The following is a 12,865-nucleotide window of genomic DNA, read 5'->3' on the forward strand; positions in this document are numbered from 1 at the left end:
ACATAACTTTTCAGTGTCCCATTATTATTTCTTTCTTTATTTGGTAAGTTTTATCCCATTTATTTGCCAATCTTTTTTGGCTGTTCCTTCCGTGAAATTGAATAATTTAGTTTTGAGAGGTAATGGTTTGAAAGTTAGGGAAAATTCGGCTTCTCCGCTTTCAGGCAGAAAGAAATGCTCACCGGGAGTAATGCCGTCAGCTTTTTGTAATGTGTATGATGCACCTTGCTCGTCTACTAATTGGGCGTTTGCACTTACTTGTATCCAGTATTTGGGTATGTAATATGCATAGAAATGAACGATAGTGGCTGTGTCAGTCAATTCTACCTGCTTCACTTCAAGAATATCAGTGTTGGTCGATTCAAAACTTGGATGGTTAACGACTTTTCTATTGGTGTCCCCGGTGATACTCATCTCACGCTTTGGCGCATCCAAATATCTACGCATCTTTAATTTCAGGCTGCCTTGACCATAGCCCGACCACATTTTCACTATTTTACCTTCAGGAGAGATAAGAACATAATTTGGAATACCGTTGACATCATACACAGCATATAGTCCTGCAGTCTGTTTCAGATCACTTAAGTTTTGCCAAGTCATTTCATGTTGCGCAGAAGCAGCTTTCCATCTATTTTGCGTATCCGAACTCAAACTGATGATAGTGAGTCGGTCTTTATATTGCTCCTGAATCTCTTTCATTTCAGGTAAAGCCATGATGCAGGGACCACAACCGCTGCTCCAAAAATCAAGTAACATATATTTCCCTTTGAAGTCAGCCAAATGATGAACTTTTCCATCTAAATCAAAAAGATCGGCATCTGCCATGTCATCTCCTTCTTTCACCGTTTTAGGAGGGAAGAGATTAACCTTGATTTCTTGTCCTTCAATGGAAGCTTTCTGTTCTTCGTTTAATCTGTCATACAAAGCCAGTATTTCTTCTTTATGGGTAAACTTGGGATTGTATTTCAAAGACATACTCAAACGGAGCAATTTTTCCATCCAGACACTGGAAATAGGGACTTCCTTCATCAAATTCAATTCCCGCTGGCTGATAATAGCTAATATACTATCACTCTTTGTTTGAAGTGCTTCCCGTTCCGCTTCGGAAGCCGATCGCATGCCACTCTCTTTGATTGCTATACGTTGAAATTCGTCCCATAAATCACGAGAATCCTCGATAAATCTATTATGTTCTTGTTGCTCTTTTACCGGACTGTCTACCCTCCATGTATAAATCAGAGGGTTTGTGCCCGTTACTTTTATTTTTGTGCCCGGAGTTGCATAAACATCTAACGCCATTGGAGGAAAATCCGTATCGCGACACATGAGAGACAGATGATCCATACCACTTTCTCCTGCATTTCGCTTAAAAAAGAAAGTTCCATTACGTATCGTATCCGTGCCAACTACGCTTCCTACACGTCCATCTGTCAAAAATAAGGAAACATGAGTTCCGTCTTTCACTCCTTTTACCTCACCTTTAATTGTGTACTCGTGTTGTGCTTGTGAAACGAGACTGCCTAATAAAAAGAGGCTGCTAAATAGTCGTTTTTTCATCATCATAATATTAGAAGTAATTATACGCCACAAGGTAAAGATTTTCTTCATAGAGTGTTACTCCTTTTATTGTTCTTTAATATTTCTGTAAAAGAAAAGGGTACAAAATGCCTTTTCGTCCGTCTACTTGATATGAAGAAAAAAGAACGAATGAAAATATATACTTTACTGCTTGGCGCATTGTTTGTAAGTCCTACACAGGCACAAACAATGCATGATTGGGAGAATCATCATGTTCTCCAGATCAACCGTGAACCGGCAAGAGCTGCTTTTACCCCTTTCTCTGTACAGAAAGGAGACGGCTCAATCTCTTTAGACGGAACCTGGAAATTCCGTTGGACTCCCGTTCCCAATGAAAGAGTCGTGAACTTCTATCAGATAAATTTTGATGATAAAGATTGGACGGATTTTCCTGTTCCCGCCAATTGGGAAGTGAACGGATATGGTACGCCTATCTATGTTTCAGCAGGCTATCCGTTTAAAATAGATCCTCCACGGGTGATGGGAGAACCGAAAGCTGACTATACCACGTATAAAGAAAGAAACCCGGTAGGGCAATATCGCCGCACTTTTGTATTGCCGACCGGATGGGAAGTGAATGGACAGACTTTTCTACGCTTTGAAGGTGTAATGAGCGCCTTTTATGTTTGGATCAACGGTGAGCGGGTAGGGTATAGCCAAGGCAGTATGGAACCGAGCGAATTTAATGTCACGAAGTATCTGAAATCCGAAGAAAATCAGATTTCACTGGAAGTCTACCGATATAGTGACGGTTCTTATCTGGAAGATCAGGATTTCTGGCGTTTTGGTGGTATTCATCGTAGTATTCATCTGATACATACGCCGGATATTCATGTCCGTGATTATGCGGTACGTACTCTTCCCGCATCTGTTGGTAATTATAAAGACTTTATTTTGCAGATTGATCCGCAATTCAGTGTATATCGAGGGATGACCGGAAAAGGGTATATTTTACAGGGAGTACTGAAGGATGCTTCAGGTAAAGAAGTTGCCACATTGAAAGGTGATGTGGAAGATATGCTTGATTTGGAACATAAAGCAAGCCGGATGAATGAATGGTATCCGCAGCGTGGCCCGCGTAAGATGGGACGTTTGTCAGCTATTATAAAATCACCGGAAAGATGGACGGCAGAAACGCCCTATCTCTATAAATTACACTTAACTCTCCAAAATGAAGAAAGAAGAGTCGTAGAACAGATAGAACAGGCCGTGGGCTTCCGCTCTGTAGAAATCAAAAAAGGACAACTGTTAGTGAATGGTAATCCGGTTCGTTTTCGTGGAGTGAACCGTCACGAACATGATCCACGGACGGCACGTGTCATGAGCGAAGAACGGATGCTTCAGGATATTCTTTTAATGAAACAGGCGAATATAAATGCCGTACGCACCAGCCATTACCCCAATGTCAGTCGTTGGTACGAGCTATGCGACAGCTTGGGATTGTACGTGATGGACGAAGCGGATATAGAAGAACACGGATTGCGTGGCACACTCGCAAGTACCCCCGACTGGCATGCGGCATTTATGGACCGTGCGGTCCGTATGGCGGAACGTGATAAGAATTATCCATGTATTGTAATGTGGAGCATGGGAAACGAAAGCGGTTACGGACCGAACTTCGCTGCTATTTCGGCATGGCTGCATGATTTCGATCCCACTCGCCCTGTACACTATGAGGGGGCACAGGGAGTGGACGGAAATCCTGACCCGAAGACGGTAGATGTTATCAGCCGCTTTTATACCCGGGTGAAACAGGAATATTTAAATCCCGGTATTGCAGAAGGAGAGGATAAAGAACGCGCTGAAAATGCACGTTGGGAACGGTTGCTGGAGATTGCGGAGCGTACCAATGACGACCGTCCGGTGATGACGAGTGAATATGCACATTCCATGGGGAATGCATTAGGAAATTTCAAGGAATATTGGGATGAGATATATAGTAATCCCCGTATGCTGGGTGGTTTTATATGGGATTGGGTAGATCAGGGAATCTACAAGACTTTACCCGACGGTCGTACCATGGTGGCTTATGGTGGTGACTTTGGCGATAAGCCGAATTTAAAAGCTTTCTGCTTTAATGGATTGCTGATGAGCGACCGTGAAACTACGCCTAAATATTGGGAGGTAAAAAAGGTATATGAACCGGTTGAACTGAAAATGGAAAATGGAAAGCTGAAAGTGACGAACCGGAATCATCATATCGATTTATCATCTTATCGCTGCTTATGGACATTGTCTGTGGATGGAAAACAGAAAGAACAAGGAGAAATTACATTACCGGAAATAGCTCCAGGAGAAAGTGGAACAATCGATTTGCCGACTTTGCAATCATTAAAAGACATTTATTCTTTAAGTAATAAAAGTGAGAAAATTAGTAAGACAAATAGAAAACCGGTGAAAACTCTTTCCGATTGCCAACTGAAAGTAAGCATTGTTTTGAAATCGGACGTTCTTTGGGCGAAAGCGGGACATGAAGTGACCCAAGAACAATTCTGCTTGCAGAAAGGAGATTTAGCCTCTGCCGATCTGATTAATAAAGGAGCGCTTCAGGTGAAAGAGGATGATAAATCTTTATTGATTAGTGGTCGCGGTTTTTCTGTTCAGTGGGAAAAGAAAGTGAACGGAAGTATGACTTCCTTTATATATAAGGACAAAGAAATGTTGGCTCACCCCGATGATTTTCCGGTTCAGCCTGTCACTCAAGTTTTCCGTGCTCCGACAGATAATGACAAGAGCTTCGGAAACTGGTTGGCTAAAGACTGGAAATTGCATGGAATGGATCATCCGCAGATAAATCTGGAATCTTTCCACCATGAAGAACGTGCAGACGGGGCGGCCATTGTCCGGATTCAAACAAGTAATTTATATAAAGAAGGAAAAGTGGTGACGACTTCTGTCTATACGGTCTTTTCAGATGGAACGATTGATCTGAAAACAACTTTCTTGCCACAAGGAGTTCTTCCTGAAATTCCCCGTTTAGGTATCGCATTCTGTCTGGCGCCTGCTTATGATACATTTACCTGGTATGGCAGAGGGCCACAGGATAACTATCCTGACCGCAAAACATCTGCTATGATAGGGCTTTGGAAAGGAAGCGTTGCAGAACAGTACGTACATTATCCACGTCCGCAGGATAGTGGGAACAAAGAGGAAGTGCATTATCTGACCCTGACCGACAAACAGAATAAAGGTATTCGTGTTGACGCGGTAGAAAACGTATTTTCTGCATCTGCCCTGCATTACACCGTACAGGACATCTATGAAGAAACTCACGATTGTAATTTAAAACCACGTGCGGAAATCATTCTTAGTATGGATGCTGCCGTACTTGGATTAGGAAACAGTAGTTGCGGACCGGGTGTATTGAAGAAATATGCCATAGAGAAAAAAGAACATACGCTGCATCTCCGCATCAGTAGTAAACAATGATAGCAATAAATAACTAACACAATTATAAAAGTAACAATGAAAAAAGTAACCACTTTATTATCGACCTTGGCGTTGGCAACTACCCTGGCTGCTCAAAACCTTCCACAAACGGAAAGGCAATATCTCTCCGGTCACGGATGCGACGATATGGTTGAATGGGACTTCTTTTGTACCGACGGACGCAATTCCGGCAAATGGACAAAAATCGGTGTACCTTCCTGTTGGGAGCTGCAAGGATTCGGCACCTATCAGTATGGAATCACTTTCTATGGTAAACCATTCCCTGAAGGCGTTGCCAATGAAAAAGGTATGTATAAGTATGAGTTTGAAGTTCCGGAAAAATTCCGCGGCAAACAGGTCAATCTTGTATTCGAAGCTTCAATGACAGATACGGAGGTAAAAGTGAACGGACGCAAAGTTGGTTCCAAACATCAAGGTGCCTTCTATCGTTTTTCATACAACATCACGGATTTTCTGAAATATGGCAAAAAGAATTTACTGGAAGTCACTGTTGCCAAAGAGAGTGAAAATGCCAGTGTGAACCTTGCCGAACGTCGTGCTGATTATTGGAATTTCGGCGGTATCTTCCGTCCGGTGTTCTTGGAGGTGAAACCAGCCGTAAACCTGCGGCACATTGCCATTGACGCAAAGATGGATGGAACTTTCCGTGCCAACTGCTACACAAATATCTCTAATGACGGAATGAGCATCCGTACACAGATTTTAGATAAAAAAGGGAAAAAGATAACGGAAACCACCGTACCCGTAAAAGCTGGAGGCGACTGGACTTCCCTGCAACTGAATGTATCTAATCCCGCATTATGGACAGCGGAAACTCCGAATCTTTATAAAGCGCAATTCTCTCTATTGGATAAGGCTGGTAAGGTTTTGCATAGTGAAACGGAAAATTTTGGTTTCCGCACGATTGAAGTACGCGAAAGCGACGGACTTTATATAAACGGAGTACGTATCAATGTACGTGGTGTCAATCGTCATAGTTTCCGTCCTGAAAGTGGCCGTACATTAAGTAAAGCGAAGAATATCGAAGACGTTCTTTTGATGAAAAGCATGAATATGAATTCCGTCCGTTTGAGCCATTATCCGGCTGACCCGGAATTTTTGGAAGCCTGTGATTCTCTCGGACTTTATGTGATGGATGAGTTGGGAGGCTGGCATGGCAAGTATGATACCCCCACCGGAGTACGTCTGATTGAAGGCATGATAGAACGTGACGTGAATCATCCGTCTATTATTTGGTGGAGTAATGGTAATGAAAAAGGATGGAATACCGAACTGGATGGAGAGTTTCATAAATACGATCCGCAGAAACGTCCGGTTATTCACCCGCAAGGTAACTTCTCCGGTTTTGAAACCATGCATTACCGCTCTTACGGAGAAAGCCAGAACTACATGCGCTTACCGGAAATCTTTATGCCTACGGAATTCTTGCATGGTTTATACGATGGCGGCCATGGTGCCGGATTATACGATTATTGGGAAATGATGCGCAAGCATCCCCGTTGTATCGGTGGATTCCTTTGGGTATTGGCAGACGAAGGTGTGAAGCGTGTAGATATGGACGGATTCATCGATAACCAGGGAAACTTTGGAGCAGACGGAATTGTAGGACCACATCACGAAAAGGAGGGTAGCTACTACACTATCAAGCAGTTATGGAGTCCGGTGCAAATCATGAATACTTCTATCGACAAGCAATTTGATGGCAAATTCTCCGTAGAAAACCGTTACGATTATCTGAATCTGAATACTTGCCGTTTCCTTTGGAAGCAAGTAAAATTCCCGCTGGCAACAGATGCTTCCAATGCCGCTGTTCAAGTGCTGAAAGAGGGAGAGGTGCAGGGTAGTGATGTGGCTGCTCATTCGGCAGGTGTCTTAGATATAAGAACAAATATCCTCGCTGATACAGATGCTCTTTACCTGACAGCTATTGATAAATACGGCCATGAACTTTGGCGCTGGACTTTCCCGGTTGATAAACTGAATCAGCAAACAGAACAGCTTTCTCCCTTGTCCAGTCGTCCTACTTATACAGAGACAGAAAATGATCTTACTGTGAAAGCGAATAAGCGTACATTCATCTTCTCAAAGAAAGACGGACAACTGAAAGGGGTATCTGTAGATAACCGTAAGATTAGTTTCGCCAATGGCCCCCGTTTTATTGGAGCCCGTCGCGCAGACCGCTCATTGGATCAGTTCTATAACCATGATGATGAGAAAGCAAAAGAAAAAGACCGCACATACAGCGAATTCCCGGATGCTGCCGTATTTACGAAACTGGATGTGAAAGAAGACGGAGGTAATCTGGTTGTTACCGCCAATTATAAACTGGGCAATCTGGATAAAGCCCAATGGACAATTAACCCGAGTGGGGATTTGGCTTTGGATTACACCTACAATTTCTCCGGTGTCGTAGACTTGATGGGTATTCGTTTCGACTATCCTGAAGATCAGGTAATCAGCAAACGCTGGCTGGGTGCCGGACCTTACCGTGTATGGCAAAACCGTATTCACGGAACGCAATACGATGTATGGGAAAACGACTATAACGATCCTATTCCGGGTGAGACCTTCACATATCCCGAATTCAAAGGATACTTTGGTGATGTTTCCTGGATGAATATCCAAACGAAAGAAGGCACTATCAGTCTGACAAACGAAACTCCCGACACGTATATAGGAGTATATCAGCCTCGTGATGGCCGCGACCGTTTGCTTTATACTCTTCCCGAAAGCGGAATCTCTGTCCTGAACGTGATTCCTCCGGTACGTAATAAAGTAAACTCCACCGATTTGTGTGGTCCCTCTTCACAACCGAAATGGGTAAATGGTCCACAAACCGGACGAGTCATTTTCCGGTTTATGTAAATGAATCATATAAAGGTATCCACATTGCGTTAGGTACCTTTTTTATTTGGCCTTCTCACCGATTTTTCAAGGAAAAAGGCTATAAGTGGGGAATAATCATTATTTTTGTTTCGTTTTATACATTCAGATTAATGAATTCTTTCCTATGTACACAATACTAATTATAGAAGATGAACCCCGGGTTGCAAGTTTGCTGATGAACGGACTGGAGGAAAATGGCTATCAGACAATGGTGGCTTATGACGGACTAATGGGGTTACGGCTTTTCCAGACGCACACATTCGATCTGGTTATATCTGACATCGTTTTGCCTAAGATGGACGGATTTGAACTGGCGAAAGAAATTCGCAAAACCAATCCCCATATCCCTATATTGATGTTGACGGCATTAGGATCGACGAACGATAAACTGGACGGTTTCGATGCCGGTGCAGACGATTACATGGTGAAACCTTTTGATTTCAGAGAGTTAAATGCCAGAATCAAAGTGCTGTTGAAACGTGTGGCGGGTAATGCACAGGAATTGCCGCAGGAACTTGTCTATGCAGATTTGCGTATTGACCTTCAACGTAAAGACGTAGAACGAAACAGCATATCCATAAAACTTTCTCCTAAGGAATACAACTTACTGTTATATATGGTAGAAAATGCCGAAAGAGTATTGAGCAGGGTTGAAATAGCAGAAAAAGTATGGAACACCCATTTTGATACAGGAACGAATTTCATAGATGTATATATCAACTATCTCCGCAAAAAGATAGACAGGGACTTTGAACCGAAACTTATTCATACCAAAGCCGGAATGGGATTCATACTGACCGATAAATTATGAAAATCAGAACAACGTTGACTCTACAATATGCAGGGCTTACAGCTGCGGTATTTTTCGTATTTGTCATGGCGGTCTACTATGTCAGTGAACATTCGCGTAGTAATGCTTTCTTTCGTAATCTTCAAAGTGAAGCTATAACCAAAGCACATTTATTCCTTAAAAATCAAGTAGATGCCAAAACCATGCAGTCTATATACCTGAATAATCAGAAGTTTATTGATGAAGTAGAGGTTGCCGTCTATACAACAGATTTTAAAATATTATATCACGACGCTCTGCAAAACGATATTGTCAAAGAAACACCGGAGATGATAAAGCGTATTTTACAGCGGAAGAACATCAATTTCTATGTAGATGAATATCAGGCTATAGGACTGGTGTATCCGTTTGAGGGCAAAGACTATGTGGTTACCGCCGCAGCCTACGACGGTTATGGATACGCCAACCGGGATGCGCTAAGAAACATGCTCATTCTCCTATTTATCGGTGGATTGAGCGTATTGGTGGTTGTGGGGTATATCCTGTCTCGAAGCACTTTAAAACCGATACGTAATATAGTGAAAGAAGCGGAAAAAATCACAGCATCGCATATTGATAAAAGATTGCCTGTAAAAAATGAACAGGATGAACTGGGAGAATTGAGTACGACATTCAATGCATTGTTGGAGCGCCTGGAAAAGTCTTTCAATTCACAAAAGATGTTCGTCAGTAATGTATCTCATGAATTACGTACTCCTATGGCAGCCCTTACAGCTGAACTGGATTTAGCTTTATTGAAAGAACGGAGTTCCGAGCAATATCAGATAGCTATCGGCAATGCACTGCAGGATTCTCACAGGATTGTAAACCTGATCGACGGATTGTTGAATTTGGCAAAAGCCGACTATCAGTCGGAACAGATAACAATGGATGAAGTCCGTTTGGACGAGTTGTTGCTGGATGCCAGAGAACTGGTATTAAAAGCCCATCCGGATTATCACATCGAATTAGTATTTGAGCAGGAAGCCGAAGAAGATAATGTGTTGACGGTAATCGGGAATAGCTATTTGCTGACTACCGCTTTTGTGAATTTAATAGAGAATAACTGCAAATATTCTTCCAACCGAACTTCGTCAGTCTTGATAGCCTATTGGGAGCAATGGGCAATCATCCGCCTGTCAGATACCGGTGTAGGCATGTCTGATACAGATAAAGAAAACCTGTTTACACTGTTTTATCGCGGAGAAAACAAGAATATTGCTCCCGGAAATGGTATAGGTATGGCCTTGACACAAAAGATCATCCACCTTCACAAAGGCGAACTTACCGTATCTTCCCATAAGGATGAGGGCACTACCTTTGTGGTGAAGCTCCCGCATATCTAAGAAATTCTAATCGTTTTCTAATACCACTCTAATCATTCTCTAACAGCTTCCCGGTGAAGTCCTCCTTACTTTTGCATCGAATTAATAAATGCAGTTAGTAACTAAAAAAAATTAGAGATTATGGTATGGAAGAAAAAACTGCGTTCACCACAGTACACATTCAATTCAGAGAAAGTATTTTTGGTTGCCACACAACCCGGTAAGTCAATCTATTCATACTTGCAAACAACCAAGCTTGGATTAACACAGGGAGAAGTGCAGGAGCGACAATCCATTTATGGAAGAAACGAAGTGGTACATGAACAGAAAAAGAATCCGTTTATCCTGTTTATCAAAACGTTTATCAATCCTTTCATTGGCGTTCTGACCGGGCTCGCCATAATATCCTTATTTTTGGATGTATTGATGGCCGATCCTGGAGAGCAGGAATGGACGGGAGTCATTATCATCTCATCCATGGTGCTGTTCAGTGCTATCCTGCGTTTTTGGCAGGAATGGCGAGCAAGTGAGGCTACGGATTCTTTAATGAAAATGGTAAAAAACACATGTCTCGCCAAACGTGCGGGAGAGCATGAAGAAGAGATCGAGATTACGGAACTCGTCCCGGGGGATATCGTGTATTTGGCAGCTGGGGACATGGTTCCCGCTGATATTCGGATCATCGATTCTAAAGACTTGTTTATCAGCCAGGCTTCATTGACAGGAGAGTCCGAACCGATAGAAAAGTTTCCGGAGGTACGGGGACAGCAGTTCCGAAAAGGAAGTGTCATTGAATTGGACAATATTTGTTATATGGGTTCTAATGTGATAAGTGGTGCGGCAAAAGGAATCGTTTTTGAGACGGGGAACAAAACCTATCTGGGTACTATTGCAAAGAGCCTGGTCGGACATCGTGCCACTACAGCTTTTGACAAAGGCATTAGCAAGGTTAGCTTTTTGTTGATTCGCTTCATGCTGGTTATGGTTCCATTTGTATTTTTCGTGAATGGCTTTACGAAAGGAGACTGGTTCGAGGCTTTCATATTCGCCATATCCGTTGCGGTTGGTCTTACCCCGGAAATGTTACCAATGATTGTGACTGCCAACCTTTCCAAAGGAGCGATAGCCATGTCCAAAAAGAAAACAATCGTAAAGAATCTCAATGCCATTCAGAATTTTGGAGCGATGGACATACTCTGCACTGACAAAACCGGTACATTGACTTGCGATAAAATCGTATTGGAGAAATATATCAATGCAGATGGCAGTGACGACAACAGTAAACGTATTCTTCGTCATGCTTACTTCAACAGTTATTTCCAAACCGGTTTAAGGAACCTGATGGATAAAGCGATTCTTTCTCATGTAAGAGATTTGAGTCTGGAACATTTGAAGGATGACTACACCAAAGTGGATGAAATACCTTTCGACTTTACGCGCAGAAGAATGTCTGTTGTAATAGAAGACAGGCAGGGAAAGCGGCAAATCATCACCAAAGGAGCGGTAGAAGAGGTTCTCGATGTCTGTTCCTATGCCGAGTTCAACGGGCAGATTCATCCCTTGACTGATGCCTTGAAAATCAAAGCAAAGATGATTAGTGAAGAAATGAATCAGCAGGGGATGAGGGTATTGGCAGTCTCCCAAAAAAGTTTTATCGAGAAAGATTGTAATTTCGCCATCGAAGATGAAAAAGAAATGGTATTGATCGGGTATCTTGCTTTTCTTGATCCTCCGAAACCTTCTGCTGCCGAAGCCATCGAACAATTATATGCGCATGGAGTAGCAGTTAAAATTCTATCGGGAGACAATGATATTGTAGTGAAAGCTATTGCACGACAGGTAGGAATTGACACCAGTCATTTTCTTACGGGGATAGAAATAGAAAATATGGACGAAACAGCATTGAAAGAAGCGGTAAAGGATACCACTTTATTTTCAAAACTGACTCCATTACAAAAGACGCAAATCATCTCTCTGTTGCAGGGACAAGGGAATACGGTGGGATTCCTGGGAGATGGAATCAATGATGCAGGTGCATTACGTCAGTCGGACATTGGTATATCAGTCGATTCTGCTGTGGATATAGCCAAAGAAAGCGCAGATATTATCTTGTTGGAAAAAGATTTGATGGTATTGGAAGATGGAGTGCTTGAAGGAAGAAAGACATTCGGCAATATCAATAAGTACATCAAGATGACTGCCAGTTCCAATTTTGGTAATATGTTCAGTGTGATGTTTGCCAGTGCATTCCTGCCGTTTCTACCCATGATGCCGATACATCTATTAATCCAGAACTTGTTGTATGACATATCGCAAACCACCATTCCTTTTGACCGTATGGACCCGGAGTTCCTGAAGAAACCCCGTAAATGGGATGCGTCCGATCTAAGTCGTTTTATGATTTATGTAGGTCCCATCAGTTCTATCTTTGATATTATAACGTATCTGGTTATGTGGTACGTATTTAGCTGCAACAGCCCCGAACATCAGACACTGTTTCAGACCGGATGGTTTGTGGAAGGTTTGTTATCACAGACATTGATTGTCCACATGATACGTACCCGCAAGATACCGTTCATACAAAGCCGTGCCACATGGCCTGTAATGGGACTGACCTTCTTAATCATGGCAATAGGTATTCTTATTCCTTTCACCGCTTTCGGGCGTTCCATCGGATTGACAGCTCTTCCTTTGAGCTATTTCCCCTGGCTGGTTGGGATTTTGCTCTCTTATTGCATTTTGACGCAGATCGTGAAGAATTGGTATATTAAGAAGTTTGTGCGCTGGTTATAATCCA

The 12,865-nt window shown here is 42.5% G+C and carries 6 protein-coding genes; 5 read left to right on the forward strand and 1 reads right to left on the reverse strand.

Translation table 11 applies throughout. From position 1 onward, the window contains the following. Positions 1 to 36 precede the first annotated feature (36 nt). A complete protein-coding gene (locus Bovatus_RS03210) occupies positions 37 to 1,563 on the reverse strand; it encodes a TlpA disulfide reductase family protein (RefSeq protein WP_052587821.1) in 1,527 nt (508 codons plus the stop codon). Between the two features lie 144 nt (positions 1,564 to 1,707). Between Bovatus_RS03210 and Bovatus_RS03215 the strand changes: the two genes are divergently transcribed. From Bovatus_RS03215 to mgtA, 5 genes are all read left to right on the forward strand, one after another. Continuing rightward, entirely contained in the window at positions 1,708 to 5,007 is a 3,300-nt protein-coding gene (locus Bovatus_RS03215; protein ID WP_052587820.1) for a glycoside hydrolase family 2 TIM barrel-domain containing protein, read from the forward strand. Positions 5,008 to 5,043: 36 nt separating this feature from the next. Beyond that, positions 5,044 to 7,893, forward strand: coding sequence for a glycoside hydrolase family 2 protein (locus Bovatus_RS03220; RefSeq protein WP_004296050.1), 2,850 nt, complete (start codon positions 5,044 to 5,046; stop codon positions 7,891 to 7,893). A gap of 145 nt (positions 7,894 to 8,038) precedes the next feature. After that, complete coding sequence (locus tag Bovatus_RS03225; RefSeq protein ID WP_004296049.1) at positions 8,039 to 8,725, forward strand: response regulator transcription factor; 687 nt, start codon at positions 8,039 to 8,041, stop codon at positions 8,723 to 8,725. After that, positions 8,722 to 10,089, forward strand: a complete 1,368-nt coding sequence (locus Bovatus_RS03230; RefSeq protein ID WP_004296048.1) for a HAMP domain-containing sensor histidine kinase — start codon at positions 8,722 to 8,724, stop codon at positions 10,087 to 10,089. The genes Bovatus_RS03225 and Bovatus_RS03230 overlap by 4 nt, the downstream gene beginning before the upstream one ends. A 120-nt stretch (positions 10,090 to 10,209) precedes the next feature. Further along, positions 10,210 to 12,861, forward strand: coding sequence for a magnesium-translocating P-type ATPase (mgtA, locus tag Bovatus_RS03235; RefSeq protein ID WP_004296047.1), 2,652 nt, complete (start codon positions 10,210 to 10,212; stop codon positions 12,859 to 12,861). Positions 12,862 to 12,865: the final 4 nt, after the last annotated feature.

Source organism: Bacteroides ovatus, assembly GCF_001314995.1.
Classification (GTDB): domain Bacteria; phylum Bacteroidota; class Bacteroidia; order Bacteroidales; family Bacteroidaceae; genus Bacteroides; species Bacteroides ovatus.